Genomic DNA, 24965 nt, shown 5'->3' on the forward strand with positions numbered 1-24965 from the left:
CGTAATATGTCAATGATTATTGACCGCCGCCTGAATGATCGCAATAAAAACGCGACGAATCGCCAGCGATTCATCAAGCGGTACAAAGAGCAATTGCGACGATCGGTTGCCGATATTGTGGCTGATCGTTCGATCACTGATATGTCTCGCGGTGGCGAGGTTGGTATTCCGGTAAAGGACATTTCTGAGCCAAGGTTTCGTATTGGCCGCGGTGGTGACCGAGAAATGGTTCACCCCGGCAATAAGGAATTTAATACCGGCGACATGATTGCCAAACCCAAATCTGGCGGCGGTGGTGGCAGCGGCTCAGGCGGTGGTGAAGGCCAGGGCGAAGAAGGCCAAGATAACTTCATGTTTACTCTATCCAAAGAAGAGTTCATGAACCTGTTTTTTGACGATCTTGAGTTACCTCGTTTGGCGCGGAACGTGTTTGGCGACTCTCAGCAGTTTACCTACCGCCGTGCAGGCTATACACCAAGTGGCGTGCCGGCAAACCTGTCGGTGCCGCGTTCGGTTAAAAATGCCATGGCGCGCCGCATAGCGCTGGCAGCACCTTTAAAGCGTGAGCTTGAGGAGTTAAAACAATCTGGGGCTGCAATAGAAGATATTGAAGCGCTGGAGCAGCGCATTGCCCGCATCCCGTATTTAGATGAATACGATCTTCGATTTCGCCACCGTGTAAAAGAGCCAAAACCAATCAGCAGAGCGGTGATGTTTTGTTTGATGGACGTATCGGCGTCGATGTCGGAACAAAAAAAGGATTTGGCAAAACGCTTTTACACACTGCTATATCTCTTCCTGAGTCGCAAATACGAGAAGGTTGAGCTGGTATTTATTCGTCATACCTCAAACGCGGAAGAAGTCGACGAGCACGCGTTTTTCCACGACCCGCAAACCGGCGGCACGGTGGTGATGTCGGCCTTAAATCTGATGATCGAAATTCAGCAAGAGCGCTACCAGCCAAATCAATGGAATATCTACGGTGCGCAAGTTTCCGATGGCGATGCCTTTGGTAGCGATCCGCAGCGCAGCGCGATGCGACTTAACAAGGATATTCTGCCGTGGTGCAAATACTTTGCCTATGTTGAAGTGCCTGATAGTCCGTCTACCATCACGCCGTTGGCTGCTGCTTACAGTCAGATTCGCGATGAAACCTTTGCAATGAGTACTGTTATGGATCGGAGTGATGTTTACCCGGTGCTGCGTGAGTTGTTTCAGAAGGAGTCGGTATGACGGTAGCAAAACGAAGTGACACCATTTTATCTCACGGTGGCGATTGGGATTTTGAATTGCTACAGCGTTACGATAAAGAAATTGCAGTCATTGCCAAGGAATACGGCTTAGACACCTATCCAAACCAAATTGAAGTGATTGCCTCTGAACAAATGCTTGATGCCTATGCTTCTGTTGGTTTGCCCATCAGTTATAGCCATTGGAGTTACGGTAAAGAATTTATTCAAAACGAGGAAGCATACCGTCGGGGCATGAGGGGCTTGGCTTACGAGCTAGTGATAAATTCTGATCCCTGTATAGCCTATTTAATGGAAGATAACAGCATGCCGATGCAGGCGCTGGTTATTGCCCATGCCTGTTACGGCCACAATTCCTTCTTTAAAGGCAATTATTTATTTAAACAGTGGACTAGCGCCGACGCGATTGTCGATTACATGGTATTCGCGCGTAAATATATCTTTGACTGTGAACAGCGCTACGGTGAGCAGCGAGTAGAAGAAACGATAGATGCTTGTCATGCCTTAATGGATCACGGGGTGGATCGTTTTCATCGTCCCTCACCCTTGTCGGCGGAGGATGAATTGCATCGCCAGCACGAGCGCGAAGAGCACGCTTGGAAGCAGTACGACGATATCTGGCGCACCTTGCCGCAAAAGGCGGTGGATAAATCGGGCGCTAAAAAGAAGAAGCGCAGTTTTCCGCCGGAACCGCAGGAAAATCTTCTCTACTTCATTGAAAAATACTCACCCACTTTGGAGCCTTGGCAGCGCGAAATTGTCAGGATTGTTCGCAAACTTGCACAGTATTTTTATCCCCAAGGTTTAACCAAGGTGATGAACGAAGGGTGGGCAACCTTCTGGCACTACACCTTGCTCAATACAATGTACGATCGCGGCTTGGTTGACGACGGTTTTATGTTTGAGATTTTGCAGTCTCACACCAATGTGGTGATGCAGCCCGGCTTTGATCATCCCGGGTATTCAGGAATTAACCCCTATGCACTGGGCTTTGCGATGATGAAGGATATTCGTCGTATTTGTGAGGAGCCCGATGACGAAGATCGCGCTTGGTTCCCCGATATTGCCGGCAAGGATTGGCGAGAGGTATTGGACTTCGCCATGCGCAACTACAAAGACGAATCTTTTATCGCCCAGTATTTGTCGCCAAAATTAATTCGCGAATTCCACCTGTTTGCCATCGCAGATCAGCACAAAGAAGATCATTTGCGCGTAGAGGCAATTCATAATGAGGCAGGCTATCGCGAGGTGCGGCGCTTGCTATCTAAGCAATACAATCGCGATGTACTGATACCCGACATTCAAATTGTGCGCTATGAGCATATGGGTGACCGCTCCCTAATACTGCGCTACAACCAACTTCGCGAACGACCTCTCACCGAGGATGCAAGTGAAGTGCTTAAGCACCTCAGTCGCTTGTGGGGCTTTACGGTTACCATGGAAATATTTGAAGAGGGTCGCGGTGTGGTCGATAAAATAGAAGTTAATCCCGCCTAAGCGCTTGCCACCATTGATAAAGTAAGTTGCTGGCAAGCGACTACACGACATTTCGGTGCATTCTAAATTAATTGCCCTCAAATCGCGCATCGGTCTTCGTTAAGAAGGCATTCAGTGCGCGTTGATGGTCTTCTGTGTGGTGGCATTGGCTTTGAACATCGGCGCAAACATCGAGAAAATCGCCGAGTTCCTGACGCTGAGCTAGCTTCATTAAGCGCTTGGTGGCCCGCAGGGCTTGCGGTGGTTTGCTTGCGTATTCGCTGGCATAGCGCTCAGCAGTCGCGATGAGTGTTTCTTTTGGTACACATTCGAGTAACAGTCCTAGTGTTAGCGCTTCTTCACTGTCAATGATGCGTCCGCTGAATGTAAGCTCCGCTGCACGTTGATAGCCGACCAAGCGTTGCAGAAACCATGCGCCGCCATCGCCGGGAATGATGCCCAGGTTGACGAACGTCTCGCCGAAGCGCGTATTCTCGCAGCCAATGCGTAAGTCCGCCATGCAGCAAAGATCAAATCCGGCGCCGACAGCGGCACCATTTACCGCTGCTATGGTGACGATTTCCGCGCTGTGCATGGCTCTGGAAATGCGTTGTATCCCGTTCTTGTAGCTTTCGCTGATTTCACTTGGGCTGCCGCCAAACATGCCAACCTTGTCACGCATGTCTTTTACATTACCCCCGGAGCTGAAGGCTGAGCCTGCTCCTGTAAGTATTAAACATGATATGTCTTTATTCGCGTTCGCCCAGGCTATTGTGGCGCACAGATCGTCGATCAGTGCTGTGCCGGTTAGTGCATTGCGCACATCGTCGCGTTCGAAGCGCAGGGTGGCGTAACGATTGGTGACAGTTAATGTGGCGTCGCTTAGTGTGGGTTGCTTAGACATTGTTTCTTGTTTCCATGTTTGGAATAAATTGAAAATTATATCAAAGTTATTGAAACCTGGCCCTCATGCGTGATGTCGAAAATAAGTGTTAGACGCCGAATATAAGCTGGCCCTGTTCTTGCTATTCATAGATAACAGTATGGCGCTAGTTGCCGCGGCAGAATACAAATGGATCCGTTACTGCCGAGTTAGCGTAAAGATATTGTGTTTGTGTTCTGGAATATGTGTGGCATCCCTCACGCAAATAATAATGGGTGAAAAAATGACTAAAGTTTTTACAGATCAATTAGCCGCCTTGCCAATAAGCGAAGTGGAAGTAAGATCTATCGAAGGTGGGCTATATGCTGCCTATGTAGCATTGGAGGGAAAGCTTCTAAGGGTATACGAGGTGGATAATAGTCCGCTAAGCCGACGCAGTGTTGGCGATATCAAATCTGTACTACTCGAAAATGGCTGCGGCGTAAAAGCGTTTTTAGTTCATCATTCAGCTTACGATGAAATGATAGGCATTGAGTCAGCAGTAGAGCCAGATATGAAGATTGCCTTGGCATAATGTCACCAAGCTTATCTTATATGCCCTGCGGCAGAGATAATATATAGAGTCCAGCATCCGTAAAGGCAGTCATTAGCACCAGAATTAGGCTCTATATGGCCTAGCAGGTAAATCTGCCGATAATCCAGCGCAAGCGTCCAGCAGTTGGTGGTACCGAAGGTCATTCCTGACCCGTACTGCGCAGACAAAGTTTCTCTACAAGTATGGAAGCGGGCCGTGACCGCTGATCTCCACTACTTGTATTCACTCCCTTAGCAAGCAATCTCATTAGCCATCTCGAAATCATCCTAGTTATTCAGGAATGGATTGAACCTCCAGCAAATCGCTCCACTTCTTAATATTGTGTGAGTCGACATCCCTGATCTCCTAAGTGAGACTTTAGCCTCGGAGAGCGCTAATATACTGAGTTATATTGTCACTGGTGCGGATTTTTATGTATTTAGCTACGCTGCGCCATAAATGTAAATTTGTGCTTAATACGAGTGGGAGTGCCGGGTGTTGAAAGGCTATAAATCCAAAATAACAAGGTTTCCCTGGCGATACTTATTCATTGTTCTATTGGTTTTTGTCGTGGCTGCTACCGTGATGATTCCTATTTCCGATAGCAACGTTAGAAATAATCAAGTTCAGGCACTAGAGAATCATCTAAACGACCTAGCTGTAGCGAGGAGCAATGCGGTACAAGCCTCTCTTGAACGCTTGCGGAAAGATGTCTATTTTTTATCCGGTACACCACCGATTGCGGGGATTATTCGTGCTAGTCAAAATGCCGGGGTAGATAAACAAGAAGACAGCAGCACCGAGTTGTGGTCTAAACGCTTGCAGGAAATATTTGCTGCTTATTTAGAGACGCATCCTTCAGTCATGCAGGTGCGTTATATTGGCCTTGCAGACGGTGGCCGTGAACTTGTGCGTGTAGATCGAAATAATGGCCGTATTCAAAAAGTTAAGTCGAGCGGCTTGCAGCAAAAATCAGAGCGAGAATATTTTCAAGATGCGATAAATCGCCGACCTGGTGAAGTTTATGTTTCAGACATTAATTTAAATCGTGAGCACGGTGAGATAGAAGTTCCCCACATACCAACACTTCGATTGGCGGCTCCAATTTTCGATCAAAATTTGAGCGTTTTTGGCATTCTAGTCATTAATCTAAATATGACGGAAATATTTCGCACCCTGAGTGCCGACTTAGATGAAAATGAAAATATTTACCTTCTCAATGGCGATGGCGAGTTTCTATTACACCCAAATGAAGAGAAGACCTTTGGGTTTGAGTTAGGTAATAGTTATCGTTGGTCTGATGAATTCAGCACGGGAGATGACGATAGCGACGCTGCATTTATCCGATTAGATAATGGTCAAATTACCCACGCGATACTCAGTCAGATTGCCTATGACGGTAACCGCGCGATAGATTTGGTGGTAACCGCGCCAGATACAGTTATTGCCGCTGCAGTTGCAAAAGCCAGATTATTTAATCTTTATATTTTATTCGGGTTTATTACTTTAACCCTGATGTTTGTATACCTTGTTGCAGCGAATCTTCGCCGTCGAACACAGGCGGAACAGCAGAATGCGACGATGGCGGCTATTGTGGACGGCACAGACGATGCCGTAGTGAGTAAATCTATAGATGGTATTGTCCAAAGCTGGAATCGCGCCGCGGAGGTAATGTTTGGTTATACCGCCAAGCAAGCACTTGGCAAGAAAATGATAGATCTTATTGTTCCCGAATCGCTATTGGCTGAAGAACGCGGAATTTATAACCGCGTTGTCAGTGGTGAAACTGTTCCTAATATTGTCACTCAGCGACGTCAGCTAAACGGTGACTTAATAGATGTTGCAATTACGGCTTCGCCTTTGAAGAGAGAGGATGGAGAAGTATTTGGTATCGCCAATATCATTCGTGATATTTCTGATATGAAAGCAGCGCAAGAACAATTGCAGAATTTGAATGAGAACCTAGAGCAGCAGATTGAGTTGCGAACTAGTGAGCTTCAGGCTGCATCTGCTTTGCAAAATGGAATTTTAAGCAATGCCGGGTACGCTATTTTTACAAATCGTACAGATGGCACCATTACGCTATTCAATCCCGCGGCAGAGCGAATGCTGGGGTATAAGGCCGATGAAGTTGTTAATAAATTGCCGATGTGGGTGCTATTTGAACCCTCTGAGATACAGCCTGAGTTGGAACGCTTGAATAAAGCCGGCGGCGTAGGCAAGCAGATCTCTAGCAATGTTAACTACGAGCGCGAGTGGACTTTTGTTCGCAAGGACGGCTCTAAATTTCCGGTCATGCTAAAGAGCAATACCTTGTACGGAAATAAAGGCGAGGTAATTGGCTACCTCGGGATAGCGCGGGATTTAACCGTACATAAGCAGCAGCAGAAAGAGTTAGAAAGTGCCAAGGGCATAGCGGAAGAAGCCAGTAAAGCAAAAAGTGAATTTTTGGCGAATATGAGTCATGAAATTCGCACGCCAATGAATGCGGTACTGGGTATGCTGAATTTATTGAAATATACCGAGATGACTGATCGGCAGTCCGATTACGTTCGTAAAGCCAGCGGTGCCGCTGATGCACTGCTGGGTATTATTAATGACATACTCGATTTTTCTAAGATAGAAGCAGGTAAATTACTTCTCGATGTTCGCCCGCTTATTATCGATGATGTGCTGCGTGATATTGCTGTTATTCTCAGCATGAATCTCAACGAGAAAAATGTTGAAATTCTATTCGATATTGATCCCGCCGTTCCCAAAATGGTCTTGGGCGATGCCCTGCGTATGAAGCAGATTTTGATAAATCTTGCTGGTAATGCGGTTAAGTTTACAGAGCGGGGCGAGGTAATATTATCACTATCGGTTCAGCATGAGCGCGCGCAGAGTTTGGTGCTGGGTTTCAGTGTGCGCGACACTGGCATAGGTATGACAAATGAGCAGCAAAAACGAGTTTTTGCATCGTTCACCCAAGCCGAGGCTGGTACCAATCGACGCTTTGGCGGCACGGGTTTAGGTTTGGTAATAAGCCAGCGTCTCATTCGCTTAATGGGTGGCGAGCTTGAAGTTGAAAGTGAATTGGGCAAAGGAAGTACATTTTCCTTCTCCTTAATTGTCGACAAGGTTCAGGATCAAGAGCTGCTCGAGGCTGAGCGAAGAACACCTGCGCCCAAATATCGGAATTTGCATATTTTAATTGTTGATGATAATAGCAGCGCGCGACAAATCATTGCTGGTATTTGCGAATCTTTTGGCTGGAGCTCTCTCGAGGCTGAGTCTGGTGAAGCCGCGTTGGGGTTGATTCAGGAAAGTATCAGAAACGGAAAACATTTCGATATTGCGTTTATAGATTGGATGATGCCCGTTATGGATGGCTGGCAAACAGCACAGGCTATTCGAGCTTTACATCTGACGGTAGGTTTACCGCGCCTAGTAATGGTGACGGCGCATGCTAAGGAGGTGTTCGATCAGCGAGTCGATGCGGATCAGTCTCCGCTTGACGGATTTTTAATGAAGCCGGTCACCGCCTCTGATATTTATAATTCCGTAATCGATGCGCAGACGGATAAGCCACTTTCGGACGGCGACGGTAAGAGTGATGCGCAAACGGCAAAAAATGCGCTTGCTGGAATGAGAATATTATTGGTTGAAGATAATTTGACCAATCAGCAAGTAGCGCGAGAGCTACTCGCGATTGAGGGCGCTGAAGTAGAGGTCGCCGACAACGGTAAAATTAGTTTAGATTGCATCCGAAATGCGGTGCGGCCTTTCGATGTGGTGTTAATGGATATACAGATGCCGGTGATGGACGGCTATGAAGCGACCAAGGAAATTCGCGGGAACTTAGGTCTTAAGCACTTGCCTATCATTGCGATGACAGCTAACGCGATGCCTGCTGACAAAGAGGCATGTTTAGCGGTGGGCATGAACGATCATATCGGCAAGCCTTTTGAGCTAGCGGAATTGGTTAGTGCCCTGCTTAAAGCCTGCGGGCGTCAGGAAGATGTCTCGTCTGCCACGACGGCCAAAGTGAGCTTGGATACAAGCGAGTTGCCGTCGGCGCCAGCAGGGTTTTCGTTTAAAGAAGCTTTGCTGAGGATGGGTAATAATCGTGAGCTTTATGCAAGCCAGGCGCGCATGTTTGCAAGTCGGCACAGCGACGATATTCAAAACGTATTGAGCTTGCTACGCAAGAATAACCGACCCGCTGTCGTCCGAGAGTTGCACACCTTGCGCGGTGTGTCCGGTACATTGGGTGCGCAGGCCTTGGCGGCGTGCATATCGGAGGCAGAGTTTGCTGCCAAAAGCGTGGTTGAAGCTTCCGTTATTGAAACTATATTGATCAGGGGTGATGGTTTGTTACAGCAAGCCTGCAAGGTTTTACTGGATCTTGCAAATACACTGTACCCCATTGCTGATGCGGCTGACGCGGTTATTGAAGATGAGGTGGCGGTGGATTCTGATCAGCTACAATCACTGTTGAGTCTATTGAAGGAAAGTAATATGCGGGCAATGGAAGTGCATGTGGAATTAAAGCCAGGCTTGGCGGGTTATGGTGAACAGGCGGTGGCATTGGACGATGCGATCGCAATGTTAGACTTTGCCAAGGCGGCAGAGATTCTAACTACTATATTGGCGTCGTAGACCCTTTAATTATAGGCGCAGATTTTTATTAAATACATTTTTATTAGGCATTCATTATGAGTGATAGCAAGCCCTTTTTCCCGTCAGATGTCGTGCCGGGTATGTCATACCCTGAGCGACCGAAATTGTTGATTGTTGATGATCAGCCGGTGAATATTCAGGTTTTATATCAGGTGTTTAGTGCTAGTTGTGAAGTGTTTATGGCAACTAGTGGCAAGCAGGCACTGGAAGTGTGTCAGCAAAAAAAGCCGGATTTAATTTTACTTGATGTTGTTATGCCAGATATGGATGGTATCGAGGTCTGCCGAGCGCTAAAGGCCGAGCCGGAGAGCCAAGATATCCCTGTTATCTTCGTGACCTCACAAGATAGCCCTGAAGAGGAGACCCTGGGTTTAGAAGTTGGCGCAGTAGACTTTATTACCAAGCCAGTTAATCCCGCGGTGGTCAAAGCCCGCGTTAAGACGCATCTCATGTTAAAAGTTCAAGCGGACGCATTGCGTGAGTTAGCATCCGTTGATGGTTTGACGGGGATTGCCAATCGGCGTCGATTTGATGAAAGAATTGAAGCTGAGTGGCGGGCCTGCCGTCGTGCCGAGCAGCCGCTCTCCGTCATTATGATTGATGTCGACCACTTCAAAAAGTACAACGATCACTACGGACATTTGGAAGGCGATACTTGCTTAAAAACCGTTGCTAAAGCACTTAAAGAGAATGAGTGGCGAGGACGCGATATTGTTTCTCGCTACGGTGGTGAAGAATTCGTTTGCTTGATGCCTGAGACTAATTTAGAAGGGGCAATGCAGAAAGCTGAGGCGATCCGCGAGCGACTATTCAAGCTCGCCTTGCCCCACGCGGAATCAGATACAGCGGATCGAGTCACGATCAGTGTTGGTGTGGCGTGTACTATTCCTGATGAGCGTGATTTGAGTAGTTTGCTTTCTGCTGCTGACTCTCAACTGTATAAAGCGAAGGAAGGTGGACGGAATCGTGTTGAGGGTGCCTCAGTTTAATTTGCTGCCCCCTGCATTTTTCAAGGAAGGAGGCGAGCAAAAGCGTGCTTTTAACTGTCGGCTTTGAGAGTGGCAAGATCAATTACAAAGCGGTACTTGACGTCATTTTTTACAACTCGGTCGAAGGCTTTATTAATTTCCGCGATATCAATCAATTCAATTTCTGAAACGATATTGTGTGCTCCACAGTATTCCAGCATTTCCTGAGTTTCTTTTATACCTCCGATAAAGGATCCAGAGATCACTTTGTTGCTGAGTATCAGCCCCGGTTTAAAGGCGAGCTGCTGATCGGGCAAGCCCACTAGGCATAGCGTACCGTTGCGTTTTAATGCTGATAAATACGGATTGATGTCGTGTAGTGCGGAGACGGTGTCCAGTATAAAATCGAAGCCGCGCGCAGATTTCATCGCCTCTGCGTCAGTGGAGATGATGACATTATGTGCCCCCAATGATTTTGCGTCCGCAGCTTTGGATTCACTGGTCGTAAATAAGGTGACGTCTGCACCAAAGGCATGGGCAAATTTTAGTCCCATGTGCCCAAGTCCACCTAAACCGACTACGCCGACTTTCATGCCAGGGCCAATTTTCCAGCGCCGCAATGGCGACCAAGTTGTAATACCTGCGCAGAGCAGCGGGGCAACTGCCTTAGGATCGAGTGTACTTGGAATATGCAGGGCAAAATTGGCATCGACGACATAATTTGTTGAGTACCCGCCCTGACTGATGACGTTGCTATCCTTGCGCTCTTTGCTACCGTAGCTCATGGTGACGCCTTTTTGGCAGTAGTGTTCTTCATTATCTTCGCAGGGGGTGCATGTCCGGCAGGAGTCAATGATACAGCCTACGCCGGCAAGGTCGCCGACCTTAAAGTGACTAACCTGATCGCCAACGCGAGTTACTCTGCCGACCATTTCATGCCCTGGTACGATCGGAAAACGACTGCTCCCCCATTCGTTCCGCGCATAGTGGATATCTGAATGGCAAACACCGCAATACAGGAGTTCTAGCACAAGATCTTGACTTCCCGGTTCACGACGATCGAAGTCGACAGGTGCCAGTGGCGATGTAGCAGTACTTGCAGCATAGCCTTTAGATTGAATCATTAATTGCTCCAGTTTTAATGTTTGCACGAAATCAGTGTGCCGGTAACTACTGCGGATATAAAAAGTGGGCTTTACCATAGCGTACTTGGTGCAGCTAGCTCAATGCTTGCAATATTGCGGTGTACCTGGATGTTGCCTCCGAAAGTGTCTAAATGACATGCAGAGATTAAATCTAATTAGTCGGCGATTATTGCCGCAGGGCGGCCATAAAAATACCCTTGAAAATAATCTATGCCTATTTCTTTGCAGGCGGCTGCGTCTTCTTCTGTTTCTACGCCTTCGGCCAACGTTGCTATGCCCATTTCTTGGACGAGTCTATTTAGCGATGTGAGCAATCGATACCGTGGTGACTCGCTGTTGCCAACGCCGCGCACCAAGCTGATGTCGAATTTAATTATATCGGGTGGCGCTTCCGTCAGTTCGCGTAATCTAGCCTGCCCAGCGCCAAAATCGTCGTAGGCAAGGCCAATATTCAGCGCACTTAAACCGTTGCGAATTTCTACCATGGCGCCGATATCGGTCACTGCGGCTTCATGGACTTCGAAAAATAACGTTAGGCTGGGGTGCAGCTTGCGAAGCTCGGTTAATTCTTTGAGCAATTTGTCTGGGTTATGGCACTCTTCAGGATGGGAGTTAAAGAACAGTGGCTTGTCGATTCCTGCGAGTTCTGCCTGTATAAAACCTTGCCGGCGGAACAGCACGCTTAGCTCAATTTGTTTATTAAGCGACTCTGCGATTTTGAATAATTCATACGGGCTGGCCCCTAGGGCCGGGTGTTTGCCTCTGCCAAGCAGCTCGTAGGCGTAAACATCGCCATTTCGGGAGGTAATGATTTGCTGAAACGTTGTGACAAGTTGCTGTTCTAATAGCTCTGAAAACTCCTTACTTTTAACCGCAAAATGTTTTGGTAGGGTTTGCATGCTAATGCGGGTGTGGTCTTCATCGTCATCTGTATCTTGTTCGACCTTGGTGCAATATTCTATTCCGGCAAAATGGACGATATCGCCGACCTGGATTTGGATGTCTGTATTGCTTTCAATACGCTGATGATTCACAAAGCAGCCGTTGGTGCTTGCTAAATCCTTAAGGACCACCTTTCCGTCTTGGTAATCAATTTGGGCGTGGATACGAGATAGTGAGGCACTATTTACGACGACATCGCAGTCTGTGCTGCGGCCAATGGTCATTGGCAGCTTATCCAGCACAATTCGCTGGGGTATACCGTTACTCACAATGCAGCTTTCGAGATAGTAGATAGTATCCATAAGTCCTTTTTATTCGGATCAACGCAATGAAGATGCTGATATCGTTGTCGGTATTGCAATCAATTAAATATACCTGAGGGCGGCCATCGAGTCATCGCTTGGTATGGCTTAGCATTATGCAAGATTCTAAGCTCATGATTTTTAATGCAATTTATATTTATCACAAGTCTGCTTAGCACTTTTGCCGACAGAGTGTTAGCTAGGCAGTAAACGATAGTCTGGCGCTAGAGAGCAAGTGCTGGAGTTTAAAAGTTGTTATTTTTGCCGTTAAACGTAGGCAAGAATCCCGCATCTCGTTATGATCAAACTTGTTTGTTTGGTATCGTATCCAATCTTATCGAGCCCCTGATGCTACGAATTGTATTTTCCATGATGCTTTTTTTGCTGTGCACGTTTGCACTGGCAGATAATTCGCGTCATACAGTAAATACCATTCCGAACACTGTCGGGGATTTTGTCGACATCGATTCCGGGCTATCCGAGACCACCGACTTAGTATTTACACTGTCTGCTCAGCGTAGCCCAGTAGCTCCTTTTTATGTATTAGAGAGCCGAGCTCTCACACCGGTTGCTCGTGCGTACTCTAAACGCCTATTTGGCAATACCTCTATTCGCGCGCCCCCACTAGACCTCTGAAGTAAAACATTGTCTGCCGCTTAATTGCTGGCGTTCAGTTCTATTATTCAGAGTAAATATCTCATGAGACATTTTGATTTGTATGATGCTGATCAGGTAGATCAGTTGGTTCATCCTGAAAATTTCCAAAAAATTAGCAGCGGCTCATCCGCAAAAGTCATATTTACTGATTTTGCAGAACACGAGCCACTCGTTATTGAAGCTAGCAGCAGCGCAATAGAGGCCGAAAACATGATGCGGCGATCACATGTGCGCCTGAAGTTGGTGATCGATGAGCACGGCCTATTCCTTGGCGTAATTGCGCTTGAAGACTTAAGCGATGGCGAAATCATCAAGAAAGTCGCTAAAGGCTATAATCGTGACGAACTCCAGGTTGCGGACATGATGCGCAAGCGCCAAGACCTAAAGGTGTTTGATTATGCCGATCTCGATCTGATGACTGTCGCTGATGTGTTAACGGTACTTAAACTGTCTGGCCACCAGCATTGCCTGGTGGTTGAGAGAGAAAAACACCAGATTCGAGGCGTCATTTCAGCCAGTGATATAGCGCGTAAATTGAAAATGGATATTTCTATCCAGCAACCACCAAAGTTTGCCGAGTTATATCTGTCGTCTTTACATCGCTGAGTTTCTAACATCAATCTTCCCGCTTCGGCGGGAAATTTCACTTCCCTATGCAATGTCACTCGTTGCATGAAATTGTCAGTGTAGTCTGCGCGATAGCTATTTTCCGAGCCAGCGGCGCCGAACATGGCGATTATTTTTGCAGGCCAAAATTATAAACTAGTGGATTACTGGGTAGGCATCTATTTGATAGATGGCTATTGAATAGGTGCCTACCTATTTGTTAGTATGGCAAAATGAAAAGCACTAATCACTTACAAATTGCTGCATCGATTTTGGCGGACACCTCTCGAATTCTTAGAATGGATTTTCGACGTCGCGCCCAGCACCTAAACCTTACCCAGCCTCAATGGCAAACTTTGCTTAATTTGTCGCGCGAACCGGGCATTAATCAAGCCAATCTTGCCGAGCAACTTGATGTGAACCCGGTTACCGTCGCGCAGAGTGTTGATCGCCTTGTGAAAGCGGGCTTGGTTCTTCGTGAGCGGCGGCAACAAGATCGCCGAGCAGTTAGCTTATTTTTAACCAGCAAGGCGGAACCCTTATTAGAGGAGCTAAATGTGATTGCGGCTGAGACGCGAGCGGTCGCATTTGCGGGGTTCAGTGCTGCCGAGGCTCAACTGTTTGAAGAGCTATTACTTCGAGTAAAAATGAATTTTTGTAATACCGATAATGCTACTAAAGCTGATGTAAAAGCCTCCGCGTCAGCGCGGTCTAGCAAGGAAGATGTGTAATGGATAATCAAGATCAAACGTCACATGAGTTCATTGCGGTAGAGAAGGCAGAAAAACAGCGTCGTTTGCGCCACCGTCTTTTTCTTGTTGTTCCTGTGTTTGCCATTGTTATCGCGCTCTATGTGTTTGTTTTCGGCGGCCGCTATGTCACGACAGATAATGCTTACATAAAGGCAGATGTGGTGAATGTAGGTGCTGAAATCAGCGGCAATATATCTTCTGTGAGTGTTAAGGAAAACCAGTACGTTGAGGCCGGCGACATATTATTAAAAATTAATTCTCGTGCTTTTGAGGTGGAGCTCCATGATGCGCAAGCTGAGCTTGATCAGGCGTATATGCGCATTGAATCGTTAAAAGCAGCGTATGTTCAAAAGCAGTCTAGTTTAGCGGCGGCAAAAGACGACTTCGAGTTCGCGAATAAGCAACTGCACCGAATTAGTGATTTACACCAGCGGGGCATGGCTTCTGGTACTGCCTTAGATCAAGCGCAGCGCGATTTAAATGTGGCTCGAAATACTGTTAATAAGCTCGTAAGTGACAGTGCAGAAACCTTGGTGCAACTAGGTGGCAAATATGATTTGGACATCGAAGCGCACCCAGCGGTGATGGCGGCCCATGCAGAGCTAGAGAAAGCGGAACTTAATCTTGAGCGTTGTATATTGCGTGCGCCAATTTCAGGTATTGCGTCGAAAGTGCCGCCGCAGGGGCAGTACGCGATGCCGGGATTGCCATTAATTAGTGTTGTTGCCCACGATAATCCCTGGGTGGTTGTAAATTTTAAAGAGGATCAGTTGGCGAAGCTAACATTGGGTGCAGAGGCAGAAATTGAAATCGATGCCTACCCAGGAGAGACGTGGCGAGCGACGATAGAAAGTATTGCACAGGCCACCGGGGCGGAGTTTGCTTTACTACCCCCACAGAATGCGACAGGGAATTGGGTAAAGATTGTTCAACGCCTACCGGTTCGGCTAGCGCTTGAGCACCATCAACACGAGTCGCCGTTGAGGGCAGGCTTGAGTGTTAGTGTAAAGGTTGATACCGGCGTGCCCGAAAGAATGAAATCACTATTGGTGCTTTTGGGTCGCAAAAAGCACGGCGAAACTGGTATGTCATCCGATACGGCACTCCTTGCCGAGAAGCGGTAAGTGAGTAGCACCAATACAATACGAGCCAGTGTTCCCGCTGTTGCGGTTGGTGCAACTGGTTTAGTTACCTTTGGTACCTTGGCTGCAACTATGATGCAGGCCTTAGATACTACCATTGCCAATGTGGCACTGCCTCATATGCAGGGAAGTTTATCGGCATCGCAGGAACAGGTTGCTTGGGTGCTGACGTCGTATATTGTCGCGTCTGCTATCGCAACAACGCCTACGGGATATTTGGCTAATCGTTATGGCGTAAAACGTATATTTCTGATTGCTATCGTCGGATTTACCGTCGCCTCAATGTTGTGCGGCATAGCTAGCAGTCTTGCCGAGATCGTTTTCTTTAGATTGTTACAGGGCGTGTTTGGTGCGGCCTTAGTCCCTTTATCGCAAACGACACTGCTAGATAGCTACCCCCCAGAAAAGCAAGGGGCGGCAATGGCGGCTTGGGGTGTTGGGGTAATGATTGGCCCTATTCTTGGACCCGCGCTGGGTGGTTGGCTTACCGAATATTATAGTTGGCGCTGGGTGTTTTATATTAATTTACCTATCGGTATTGCCACGTTTTTTGCATTGAAGTCAGCCCTGCCAGATAGCGAATCGCGCCGAGCTGAGCCTATGGATTTTTCTGGGTTCTTGTTCTTGAGTGTTGCCATTGCCTCCTTACAGCTGATGCTGGATCGTGGGCAAAGCTTGGACTGGTTTCAGTCCACAGAAATTTTTATTGAATGCGGTATCGCAATTGCGGCGTTCTACTTGTTTATAACCCATACATTGACCACGGATAAGCCGTTTATACCGCCACAGTTGTTTAGGGACCGGAACTTAGTTGGAGGACTGGTGCTAATCGCCGTATTGGGTATTGTGCTATTTTCGACCTTTGCCTTATTGCCTCCCTTTCTGCAACGACTGCAAGGCTACCCAGTTGTTACCGCTGGTTTGGTAATGATGCCGCGTGGCATTGGGACCATGATTGCGATGCAAATATCCGGTCATATACTGAACCGAGTTGACGCCCGCCTCCCTATTTTTTTCGGAATGTTACTATTGGCGATTGCGCTTTATTGGATGTCGACGTTTAGTCTCGATGTTGGCGCACAAGAGATTGTTTACAGTGGGATGATTCAGGGCTTGGGTCTTGGATTTATATTTGTACCGCTTTCGGCAGTGACCTTCTCGACATTGGCCCCGAAGTACCGGGGCGAAGGGACATCCTTATTTAGCTTATTGCGTAATGTTGGCAGCAGCGTTGGGATAGCGCTTGCGTTTGCTTACCAAGATTATGGGACAAAAATGGCGCACTCGGTGTTGGCTGAAAATATCACCCCGTTCAACCCAGCTCTAATCGAATACATAAATTCTTCTGGTAGCGTGAACAGTATGAATGCCCTGCTCAGCGTTGAGGCTGAGTTGCAGCGCCAATCGGCGGTGATTGGTATGCTCGGCAATTTCCACTATATGGCGATTGGCGTTTTATGTGCCATTCCCTTAATCCTACTCTTGCGGCCGGGTAAGCTGGGCGAGAGTGGTCATGAGTCGGTGATGGATTAAACTTCTTTAAGACCCTTGCTCTTGCAGAGTATTGCCTCTACTTGTTTTCAAGCAGGGGCTTTTTTTATGGCTATTATCGTTCCATCTTAGTCAGCGTCCTGTGGCAATATCCGGGATGTATCTGCAGAGCTGCGACGATTTGCCACATTGGCACACCCAGTGTTACCCCATAAAATTCGGCTTCTTTTTTAGTGCGTGAGTCGGACCATTCTATGAAGCTGTTTCCATTGGATAAAACAGGCGCGGCGGTACTACTTTCTGCGGCGCTTCCCCTTAGTGTGTTTGCCGAACATGCACAGATGGAAGAGGTTTTAGTTCGCGATCATGAGCTGGGTACCAGCTTGCAAGTAGAGCAGTCTTTAACGCCGGGCGGCGTGTCGGTTCTAGATAGTGCGTCACTTATGGAGCGTAATACCGGAAATTTGGCGGACGCACTGCGATATATTCCCGGTGTGTGGTCCACCAGCACCAGTGGCAGCGATAGTATTTTCTTTTCTAGTCGCGGATCGAATCTTGATGCCACTAACTACGATATGAACGGTATTAAGTTATTACAAGATGGTTTGCCGGTTACCACGGCGGACGGCAATAACCACAATCGTATTATTGACCCCCTAGCTAGCCGCTACGCGAGCATTGCGCGCGGTGCAAATGCTTTAAAGTACGGCGCGAGTACTTTGGGGGGCGCCATTGATTTCGTCACACCCACGGCACGTAACTCGGACGCTAAGCAATTGTTCCTCGGCTTTGGTAGCTTTGGACAAAAGCAAGCACGACTAACCCTGGGCTCGGTGTTAAGTGAGTCCGTCGATGGGCTTGTCACCCTCGAGAAAAAGCAGCGCGATGGCTATCGAGACCACAATGAAAGTGCGCGCAAGGGTGTGTACGCCAACTTAGGCTGGCAGCTAAGCGAGAATATTGAATCACGCTTCTTTTTTACGTACATAAAAAATGATCAAGAATTAGCTGGCGCCTTAACGACGGCGGAGTTCGACGCAGATCCGAACCAAGCCGGCGCGACCGCAGAGTCGGGTAACTTTCAGGTGGACGTTCGCACGCGGCGTTTTGCGAATAAGACGACATTCACGCTCAGCGATGATAGTAAGCTCGAAGTGGGTGCGTATCGGGAAAATCAGCACCTGTTCCACCCGATTGTTGATAAGGTTTTAGTGGACTTTGATGGTCCCGGCCCTGACCAACCCGTTGAGGTTTTTAGCTTGCTGATCGACACCAAGCATCAGGATCAAGGTGTCGTGCTGCGCTACAGTCACACGCTGGGTGATCACTCGATACTGGCGGGCGTGAACTGGGGCGAAAACAAAGTTGAGGGCGGTAATTACCGCAATGACCGCGGCTTGAGAAATGGCCTTACGACGATTGTTGATAATAGCGCTGAAAGCCTGGAAGCTTTCGTGATGGATCGCTGGCAGTTTAGCGAGCGCTGGACATTGGTCTATGGTGTTCAAGCGATCTCTACAGAGCGCGACGTGCGCAATACCACGGTAAGCTCCGGTGTCTTGCGTAACCCGTCTGAGGATTACAATAGTATCAATCCTCGTGTTGGTGCCATATACCAATGGAGCGACGATATTGAGGTGTTTGGTAATCTTAGCAAGCTGTATGAAGCGCCTACTAATTTTGAGCTCGAAGACGAGATCAGTGCTTCTGGCGCGACACTAGATGCTATGCAGGGACAGGTCCTTGAGGTGGGGAGCCGAGGACGTCACGAGTTTGGTCACGATAACTTTTGGCGCTGGGATGTGTCTCTATACTATGCGTTGATTCAAGATGAAATCTTGTCGCAAGATGACCCCAGTGCACCAGGTACCAGTGTCACCAGCAATGTCGACGATACTGTTCACGCAGGTATTGAGGCGCTGATTGATGCAAGTTTTGCTATTTCCCACACCGCCAGGATCGAACCTTTAGTTAGCGTCACCGTCAATGAGTTTTCTTTTGATGGCGATGCGACCTATGGCGACAACCGCTTTCCTGCAGCACCTAAATATGTCGTTCACGGCGAGATAATGTACCGCCATGACAATGGTTTTTATGCTGGCCCGACCTTTGATGTGGTTGATGAGCGCTATGCGGATTTTTCTAACTCATTCACTATTGATAGCTATACCTTGCTGGGATTTCGTCTTGGCGTAAATCGCGAGGCATGGCAGGTTTATTTCGATATTCGCAATATCACTGATGAAGAGTACGTGTCAGTTCACAGCGTGGTTGATACCGTCGCTGCGGACTCTGCGATATTTAATGCTGGCGAGCCTCCTTCAGCCTACGCCGGATTTGTATTCCGCTTCTAAATCTTCCTGAAGCCAGCTAAGGCCGCTAGTTTGCGGCCTCTCTCTTTGGGCCCGCAATGTCGTGGCGCCTAAGCCTTTACCTATCCTTCGGCGGTTCCCTAAGCAGTGCTAAGCGTGCAGAATAGCGCGGTGCTGGGTTGGGCGGTTCGTTGTATCCCAACCGAAATGAACCGTTAGCAAAGCTAACATATAATAATCGGCCAATAGCCGAGCCTATTGATTAAGGGATGGACAGGAAAAATATGGGACCACTTGCCGGAATACGAATTATAGAAATTGAGGGGCTGGGGCCTGCCCCATTTGCGGGAATGATGTTTGCCGATATGGGCGCAGAGGTTATCTCTATTACCCGTAAATCTGCTGCGGCAGACAAGCCGGTGGCTAATACAATTAGCGAGCGCGGTAAAAAATCGATTGCCATTAATTTAAAAGACCCGCGTGGAATAGAGGCAGTACTAAAGCTGTGTGAATCTGCGGATGCCTTGATTGAAGGTTTTCGGCCAGGTGTTGCTGAGCGTTTAGGCATTGGTCCTGATGACTGCGCCGCGCGGAATCCCAAGATGGTTTACGGACGAATGACAGGCTGGGGACAAACGGGCCCGATGGCGCATGCCGCGGGTCACGATATTAACTATATCTCACTGTCCGGAGCGCTTCATGCAATGGGGCGTGATGGCGATAAGCCAGTGCCACCACTTAATTTAGTCGGTGATTTTGGCGGGGGCGGTATGTTCTTGGCCTTTGGTGTGGTCTCTGCAATATTAGAGGCCAGCCGCAGTGGTAAAGGCCAGGTGGTTGACACCTCTATGGTAGAAGGCTCTGCCGCTTTAATGCATATGATGTACAGTTTCTTTAACCAAAAAGTGTGGGCAGATAAGCGCGGTGTTAATTTGCTGGATACCGGCGCGCACTTCTATGAGACCTATGAAACTAGCGATGCTAAGCACATTTCACTTGGCCCTATCGAGCCTCAGTTCTATCAGATTTTAAAAGAGAAGCTAAACTTGGACGACAGCTTTGAGCCGCAGATGGATCCGGCTCGCTGGCCTGAATTAGAAGAAAAGCTCGCCGCTATCTTTATAACCAAAACCCGCGACCAGTGGTGTGAACTACTTGAAGGCACTGACGCCTGTTTTGCACCTATATTGTCGATGACAGAGGCGCCAAAACACCCACATAACGTCGCGAGAAAGTCCTTTATTGAGGTGAATGGCGAAATTCAGCCAGGGCCTGCCCCCAAGTTCAGTCGCACCGTGCCGACTGTGCAAGCGGGAGCACCGCGACCCGGCAGCCACACTGACGACATATTGGCATCGCTTGCTGGCTACGACAGCGATACGCTTGCGGCGCTGCGGGCAGATGGGGTTTTAACCTAGTGCTACTTCAAGGTAATAAGTTGGGATTCAAAGATCCAGTGCGGCTTGCTGCGAAAGCAGACCGGCAAGCTGAACTCTAACTGATTACCTTGAAGGAGCACTGCTTCAGGACAATGTTTAGCAAGGGCCAATTGTCGGCCCTTTTTTTTGTCAAAAATGTTGTCTGCCAAGATCCGTATTTGGTATCGAATCGTAAAAACCCTAATAAAGCGAATCGCTCAGTGACGGAGTTAACCATGATAGACCCAATCATTCTTGCCGAACGCGGCTTGGTACCTGATGTGCTGCTCCGGCGGGGGATTCGCAGAGAGCTTGCGGATCGTCTGGTGCAGGAAGCCAGCGATGATTTAAATAGCAACGAAGCCCGCCGCAGACAATTTCGCGATGAACTGCGCCATTCGGAAATTGCCATCAATACCACGGATGCAAACGCCCAGCATTACGAAGTGCCCGCGGCCTTGTTTGAGCTTATGCTTGGACCCTGCCTTAAATACAGTAGCTGCTGGTGGGATGAGCATTGCGACAGCCTCGCCGATGCAGAGCAGGCGATGTTAGAGATGTATGCGGAGCGAGCACAGTTGGCTGATGGTCAGAAAATTCTCGATCTTGGCTGTGGCTGGGGCAGCTTTACTCTTTGGGCTGCTGCGCGCTATCCCAATGCGCATATCACCGCGGTGTCGAACTCCTCGGGTCAGCGTCTATTTATAGAAGATCAGGCGCAAAAGCGCGGTTTGAACAATATAAAGGTCATTACCTGCAATGTTGGGGATCTCAGCCTTGATACGCGTTTTGATCGAGTTGTTACTGTTGAGATGTTGGAGCACGTTCGCAATTACCGCGATCTGCTTGCCAACGTCTCGCAGTGGCTAGAGCCAAATGGCCTCATGTTCGTTCACATATTTTGTCACGCCTACCTGCATTACCCCTTTGATGGAGGTTGGATGACCGACAACTTCTTTAGCGGCGGTCAAATGCCGGCCTTCGATACGCTAATGCATTTCTCTGAACATATGCGCATGGTCGATAGCTGGCGAGTCAACGGCGAGCACTATTCCAAAACACTGGAAGCATGGTTAGAAAAGCTGGATGACAACAAAGCTCAGGCGCTCGAAATATTAAAAGACGCACCCAACCCAAAAGTGCAATACCAGCGCTGGCGCATGTTTATGCTTGCCTGTTCGGAGTTGTTTGCTTATCGCGGTGGGCAGGAGTGGTTTGTAGGTCACTACCTGCTAACACCTGGGCAGTTAGCTGACTAAATACTGTTATTGGAAGAGCGGGCTTATTACGTAATCGGCTTATATATCAATATGTTGGTGAATTTTTGAACAACCCTAGGAAATTCACAATATATTGATAGAAGTCGTTGACAGGGCAAGCCCGCTTCCATATAGTACGCAGCCTGAAGCGCCCGTAGCTCAGCTGGATAGAGTACCTGGCTACGAACCAGGCGGTCGCACGTTCGAATCGTGCCGGGCGCACCAAACATAAGTCTTTGACTTATATAAAAAAACCTAGATCTTTGATCTGGGTTTTTTTATGCCTGAAATTTGGCTGTGACGCCTCAGTGACAAATCTGTGACAAAACGGCTCTACAACATAATCGGGGGATGGCACTCATCTCACCCTGTTAATCACACTGTCCCATCCGCAATGGGCCAGCACTCTCATCCTGTAATTTTCAAAGTTTCTAAAACCATACGCTCGTCGCGTCATCATTTCCATTTTGTTGTGGAAGCCCTCCGTTATTCCGTTACTTTTACTAAAGCGCCACATGGCCACAATGGGCTTTAACCAAGAGCGCAATGTGTTTGCTAGCGCCCGCAGTGGACTCTCAGCTAGCTCATCAAGGCGCATTTTTGATCGGTGAGCTGGTCTTGGCTAAATTGAATTCTCGAATCCAGGAGCGAAGCGAGCAAATGTCGTTGTTAATCCCAGTCAGCACTGCGTTCACCTGCGCGGCAAAATAGTCAAGACATTCGCCCTCTAGATTTAAAATGTCCACTAGAAAGATAGTTGGGTCATTTGAGGCTTTTGTTTCACTGGCAAGTTTTAATAATCGAGTCGTATTTGAGTCTTTGTATTCGCATAATAATTCATCTTGATCAGAAATCGAGTCGAGAAAAATAATCCAGATTGTAATGGCGGCTGCGATGTAGGGGCATGGTTCTTTTTTATGGAATCGTTTTCTTAAAGGTTCCAGGAGACACTGTTGAAACTTTGAGGAGCTGTCTTCTGCGAGACGAAATAGGGAGTCTTCTATCGCCGAGTTGGCAAATCGGCTGATAAGCGACTGGCGATATTCGGCGAAGTTTATACCAGGCAACGATATCAGCGTTTCTTCAACTTCTTGCATGTATCCATTAAGCCACTGCTGAAGATCTGGGTCTGATGCGGCTTCATCGACTCGCTGATACGAAAGTAAAATACCAATGTGAGACAATGCCGAATGGCCGCCATTCAACATGCTAACTTTCATAGCTTCGTATAAATGGACTGAGTCTGTAATTGTCACACCGGCTCGCTCAAATGCAGGTCTACCATTACAAAAATTATCTTCAAGAATCCACTGTTTCCAGCTTTCACAGACCAATAGACATTGGTCTTCTATACCTACGCTGTTAGCAAGTTGAGTACATGTTGATGATTTTGGTCGCGGTGTAATCCGGTCGACCATAGACAGAGGGAAGCTCACGTGGGCTTGAATCCAAGCAGCTAGATCCGTGTCAATTGCTCTAGCTAATCCTATTATTGCTTTGCGTGCCTGCTCGCCGTTTGCGATTAAATTATCGCACGACATGACTGTGACAGGCGGTAAATCTTGATCACGTCGTCGCATGAGCGCACGAACAATCAAGCCAATTGCTGATGTGGGTTTTTCGGGTAAAGCTATATCTTGAGTGATGTCGGGGTGCGTTAGATCTAATTCCCCACTTGCGTCCAGACAATATCCTTTTTCCGTGATTGTGAGTGACACTATCCTAGTATCTGGATGGGAAATTGCGGATATAGCAGGCTCGCGGTCATTGATGGCATTGACGAATTCAATAATCGAACCGATGATTCGTACCTCGCGCTCTTCTCCCTCAAGTTCCCAGAGTGAATATAGCTTGTCTTGCGTCTGCATAGCGGAATATAGCGATAGGTCATTTGGCATTAATGCTATACCGTAAATGCCCCAGCCTTGGCCGCCGCCTTGCTGCAGAAGTTGGTGTAGGTAATTCGCCTGATGCGCGCGATGAAATCCACCAACGCCAATATGGCAGATTCTCATATTGCAGCTATCAGGGGCGCGGGAATAACGCGGGTAATCTGAAATTTGGACGTGCTTGGCGAGTGCGCCGAGGTTTCGCTGATTAAGTTGCATTATGCGTCCAATTGTCGGTAAGCCACTGGGATATATCATTCACTGCCTGCGGGTGAGCATCACTTGGTTGTGTGGCAACAAAACCATGTATCTGGTCAGGATGCAGCTTTGTACATACCGTAACGCCAGCTGAAGTTATTCGCTCGGTGTAGGCTTGGCCTTCATCGTGCAACAGATCGTTTAACACCATCGCAGGAGGTAGCTTGCTTAAGTCGTCAACTCTCAATGCCGAAGCGGCTGCGCCCCGAGGAAGTCTTGTTAGCATATAACTGTGCTGAGTAAAGTTCCGAAAATGATGTTGACCAGGTAACTTTATGCGAGCGGCCCTAAAATTTGCGCTGAGTTAATTAAGCGCCATCGCCTTATAAAGGGTGTGGAGGTAGTCCGCGTCCTGAAAGTGCCGTCGAGTCTGGAATTCAACCGTCGAAGAACCATTAATCATCGCAATCAGGTTTAGCGCGATAATCTCGGGGTCGGAGCGCAGGGTTTGGCCGGGCTCGAGAACCGAATAAGAAATCATTGCCTTTATGCCCTGCAGGTGAATCTCTGCCAAGTCTCGCAGTTTTTCCTGAATATCGGGGCGCGAAATACCTATCGACTGGACGACATAGAAAATCGACGCACCGTGAGAGTCCTTATTTGCCTGGTCTTGCAATAGGTTCTCTGCGAGCTGGCGCAGGTTTTCGTTTAGTGTCGCTCCTTCTTTACAGCCCTTCAGCAGGATGTCCATTAGTTCAAGAGAGATCTTTTTCCATACATGGAAAAACAGGTTCTGCTTGTCTCCAAACAGCGAATAAATGGGCATTCGGGAATAGCCGGCGTATTCCGCGACTTCGTCGATGGTCAGTGATTCATAGCCCTTCTCGCAAAAAAGTGTCCACGCAGCATTGGTAAGCTCTTCAAATCTTAAGGCTTTTTGCTGTTCTCGGGATATTCGCGGGCGGCGTTCCGGCTTGTTCATTGATCTGCTATCCAAAATAGGCTTGACCACCATGGTAATACGAGATATATAATAATA

The 24965-nt window shown here is 48.0% G+C and carries 18 protein-coding genes, 1 tRNA gene and 1 pseudogene; 13 read left to right on the forward strand and 7 right to left on the reverse strand.

Going from position 1 to position 24965, the window contains the following annotated elements:
• The first annotated feature begins 6 nt into the window (after nucleotides 1-6).
• Both AAC007_RS07495 and AAC007_RS07500 read left to right on the forward strand, forming a co-directional pair.
• On the forward strand, nucleotides 7-1233 hold the full coding sequence (locus tag AAC007_RS07495; RefSeq protein ID WP_219041997.1) for a YeaH/YhbH family protein: 1227 nt from the start codon (nucleotides 7-9) through the stop codon (nucleotides 1231-1233).
• Complete coding sequence (locus tag AAC007_RS07500) at nucleotides 1230-2747, forward strand: SpoVR family protein (protein ID WP_296434784.1); 1518 nt, start codon at nucleotides 1230-1232, stop codon at nucleotides 2745-2747. Before AAC007_RS07495 ends, AAC007_RS07500 begins: the two co-directional genes overlap by 4 nt.
• A 67-nt stretch (nucleotides 2748-2814) precedes the next feature.
• Here the strand turns inward: AAC007_RS07500 and AAC007_RS07505 are convergent, their stop codons facing one another.
• Nucleotides 2815-3630, reverse strand: a complete 816-nt coding sequence (locus AAC007_RS07505; protein WP_296434786.1) for an enoyl-CoA hydratase-related protein — start codon at nucleotides 3628-3630, stop codon at nucleotides 2815-2817.
• A 262-nt stretch (nucleotides 3631-3892) separates the two neighbouring features.
• On the opposite strand from AAC007_RS07505, the gene AAC007_RS07510 reads away from it, so the two are divergent.
• The 3 genes from AAC007_RS07510 (at nucleotide 3893) to AAC007_RS07520 (ending at nucleotide 9834) form a co-directional block, all read left to right on the forward strand.
• The gene (locus tag AAC007_RS07510) at nucleotides 3893-4183 is read left to right on the forward strand and encodes a DUF6482 family protein (RefSeq protein ID WP_296434788.1); all 291 of its coding nucleotides are present in this window, start codon (nucleotides 3893-3895) and stop codon (nucleotides 4181-4183) included.
• 570 nt (nucleotides 4184-4753) lie between these two features.
• Nucleotides 4754-8824: a response regulator gene (locus tag AAC007_RS07515; protein WP_296434789.1), complete on the forward strand. Its 4071-nt coding sequence runs from the start codon at nucleotides 4754-4756 to the stop codon at nucleotides 8822-8824.
• 56 nt (nucleotides 8825-8880) lie between these two features.
• Nucleotides 8881-9834, forward strand: a complete 954-nt coding sequence (locus AAC007_RS07520; RefSeq protein WP_296434791.1) for a PleD family two-component system response regulator — start codon at nucleotides 8881-8883, stop codon at nucleotides 9832-9834.
• Between the two features lie 50 nt (nucleotides 9835-9884).
• Here the strand turns inward: AAC007_RS07520 and AAC007_RS07525 are convergent, their stop codons facing one another.
• Both AAC007_RS07525 and AAC007_RS07530 read right to left on the reverse strand, forming a co-directional pair.
• Nucleotides 9885-10937: an NAD(P)-dependent alcohol dehydrogenase gene (locus AAC007_RS07525; RefSeq protein WP_339675678.1), complete on the reverse strand. Its 1053-nt coding sequence runs from the start codon at nucleotides 10935-10937 to the stop codon at nucleotides 9885-9887.
• A 176-nt stretch (nucleotides 10938-11113) separates the two neighbouring features.
• Entirely contained in the window at nucleotides 11114-12202 is a 1089-nt protein-coding gene (locus AAC007_RS07530; protein ID WP_296434795.1) for an EAL domain-containing protein, read from the reverse strand.
• A 699-nt stretch (nucleotides 12203-12901) separates the two neighbouring features.
• Here AAC007_RS07530 and AAC007_RS07535 point away from each other — a divergent pair.
• From AAC007_RS07535 to AAC007_RS07570, 8 genes are all read left to right on the forward strand, one after another.
• The gene (locus AAC007_RS07535) at nucleotides 12902-13465 is read left to right on the forward strand and encodes a CBS domain-containing protein (protein ID WP_296434796.1); all 564 of its coding nucleotides are present in this window, start codon (nucleotides 12902-12904) and stop codon (nucleotides 13463-13465) included.
• A gap of 233 nt (nucleotides 13466-13698) precedes the next feature.
• The gene (locus AAC007_RS07540; RefSeq protein ID WP_296434797.1) at nucleotides 13699-14196 is read left to right on the forward strand and encodes a MarR family transcriptional regulator; all 498 of its coding nucleotides are present in this window, start codon (nucleotides 13699-13701) and stop codon (nucleotides 14194-14196) included.
• On the forward strand, nucleotides 14196-15341 hold the full coding sequence (locus tag AAC007_RS07545; RefSeq protein WP_339675682.1) for an HlyD family secretion protein: 1146 nt from the start codon (nucleotides 14196-14198) through the stop codon (nucleotides 15339-15341). Before AAC007_RS07540 ends, AAC007_RS07545 begins: the two co-directional genes overlap by 1 nt.
• Nucleotides 15342-16892: a DHA2 family efflux MFS transporter permease subunit gene (locus tag AAC007_RS07550; protein WP_339675684.1), complete on the forward strand. Its 1551-nt coding sequence runs from the start codon at nucleotides 15342-15344 to the stop codon at nucleotides 16890-16892.
• A gap of 212 nt (nucleotides 16893-17104) precedes the next feature.
• Complete coding sequence (locus AAC007_RS07555) at nucleotides 17105-19204, forward strand: TonB-dependent receptor (protein WP_339675686.1); 2100 nt, start codon at nucleotides 17105-17107, stop codon at nucleotides 19202-19204.
• Between the two features lie 242 nt (nucleotides 19205-19446).
• Nucleotides 19447-20580, forward strand: coding sequence for a CaiB/BaiF CoA-transferase family protein (locus tag AAC007_RS07560; RefSeq protein WP_339675689.1), 1134 nt, complete (start codon nucleotides 19447-19449; stop codon nucleotides 20578-20580).
• A 236-nt stretch (nucleotides 20581-20816) separates the two neighbouring features.
• Nucleotides 20817-21839, forward strand: a complete 1023-nt coding sequence (locus AAC007_RS07565) for a cyclopropane-fatty-acyl-phospholipid synthase family protein (protein WP_339675691.1) — start codon at nucleotides 20817-20819, stop codon at nucleotides 21837-21839.
• Nucleotides 21840-21987: 148 nt separating this feature from the next.
• A tRNA-Arg gene (locus AAC007_RS07570) sits at nucleotides 21988-22064 on the forward strand.
• A 133-nt stretch (nucleotides 22065-22197) separates the two neighbouring features.
• Here the strand turns inward: AAC007_RS07570 and AAC007_RS07575 are convergent.
• From AAC007_RS07575 to AAC007_RS07590, 4 genes and pseudogenes are all read right to left on the reverse strand, one after another.
• Nucleotides 22198-22422 (reverse strand): annotated as a pseudogene (locus AAC007_RS07575) (transposase); the annotation flags it as partial.
• A 4-nt stretch (nucleotides 22423-22426) separates the two neighbouring features.
• Nucleotides 22427-23947, reverse strand: coding sequence for a mannitol dehydrogenase family protein (locus AAC007_RS07580; protein ID WP_339675693.1), 1521 nt, complete (start codon nucleotides 23945-23947; stop codon nucleotides 22427-22429).
• A complete protein-coding gene (locus AAC007_RS07585) occupies nucleotides 23937-24212 on the reverse strand; it encodes an alpha/beta hydrolase fold domain-containing protein (protein ID WP_295871047.1) in 276 nt (91 codons plus the stop codon). The genes AAC007_RS07580 and AAC007_RS07585 overlap by 11 nt, the downstream gene beginning before the upstream one ends.
• Before the next feature lie 78 nt (nucleotides 24213-24290).
• Nucleotides 24291-24908, reverse strand: coding sequence for a TetR/AcrR family transcriptional regulator (locus tag AAC007_RS07590; RefSeq protein WP_295871048.1), 618 nt, complete (start codon nucleotides 24906-24908; stop codon nucleotides 24291-24293).
• Between the last annotated feature and the right edge of the window lie 57 nt (nucleotides 24909-24965).

Source organism: uncultured Zhongshania sp., assembly GCF_963975605.1.
GTDB classification, from domain to species: Bacteria; Pseudomonadota; Gammaproteobacteria; order Pseudomonadales; family Spongiibacteraceae; genus Spongiibacter; species Spongiibacter aquimaris.

What these genes read in the sequence shown, in the direction of transcription:
- AAC007_RS07495 (WP_219041997.1), top strand. Translation starts at nt 7, where the DNA reads ATGTCAATGATTATTGACCGCCGCCTGAATGATCGCAATAAAAACGCG.
- AAC007_RS07500 (WP_296434784.1), top strand. Translation starts at nt 1,230, where the DNA reads ATGACGGTAGCAAAACGAAGTGACACCATTTTATCTCACGGTGGCGAT.
- AAC007_RS07505 (WP_296434786.1), bottom strand. Translation starts at nt 3,630, where the DNA reads ATGTCTAAGCAACCCACACTAAGCGACGCCACATTAACTGTCACCAAT.
- AAC007_RS07510 (WP_296434788.1), top strand. Translation starts at nt 3,893, where the DNA reads ATGACTAAAGTTTTTACAGATCAATTAGCCGCCTTGCCAATAAGCGAA.
- AAC007_RS07520 (WP_296434791.1), top strand. Translation starts at nt 8,881, where the DNA reads ATGAGTGATAGCAAGCCCTTTTTCCCGTCAGATGTCGTGCCGGGTATG.
- AAC007_RS07525 (WP_339675678.1), bottom strand. Translation starts at nt 10,937, where the DNA reads ATGATTCAATCTAAAGGCTATGCTGCAAGTACTGCTACATCGCCACTG.
- AAC007_RS07530 (WP_296434795.1), bottom strand. Translation starts at nt 12,202, where the DNA reads ATGGATACTATCTACTATCTCGAAAGCTGCATTGTGAGTAACGGTATA.
- AAC007_RS07535 (WP_296434796.1), top strand. Translation starts at nt 12,902, where the DNA reads ATGAGACATTTTGATTTGTATGATGCTGATCAGGTAGATCAGTTGGTT.
- AAC007_RS07540 (WP_296434797.1), top strand. Translation starts at nt 13,699, where the DNA reads ATGAAAAGCACTAATCACTTACAAATTGCTGCATCGATTTTGGCGGAC.
- AAC007_RS07545 (WP_339675682.1), top strand. Translation starts at nt 14,196, where the DNA reads ATGGATAATCAAGATCAAACGTCACATGAGTTCATTGCGGTAGAGAAG.
- AAC007_RS07555 (WP_339675686.1), top strand. Translation starts at nt 17,105, where the DNA reads ATGAAGCTGTTTCCATTGGATAAAACAGGCGCGGCGGTACTACTTTCT.
- AAC007_RS07560 (WP_339675689.1), top strand. Translation starts at nt 19,447, where the DNA reads ATGGGACCACTTGCCGGAATACGAATTATAGAAATTGAGGGGCTGGGG.
- AAC007_RS07565 (WP_339675691.1), top strand. Translation starts at nt 20,817, where the DNA reads ATGATAGACCCAATCATTCTTGCCGAACGCGGCTTGGTACCTGATGTG.
- AAC007_RS07580 (WP_339675693.1), bottom strand. Translation starts at nt 23,947, where the DNA reads ATGCAACTTAATCAGCGAAACCTCGGCGCACTCGCCAAGCACGTCCAA.
- AAC007_RS07585 (WP_295871047.1), bottom strand. Translation starts at nt 24,212, where the DNA reads ATGCTAACAAGACTTCCTCGGGGCGCAGCCGCTTCGGCATTGAGAGTT.
- AAC007_RS07590 (WP_295871048.1), bottom strand. Translation starts at nt 24,908, where the DNA reads ATGAACAAGCCGGAACGCCGCCCGCGAATATCCCGAGAACAGCAAAAA.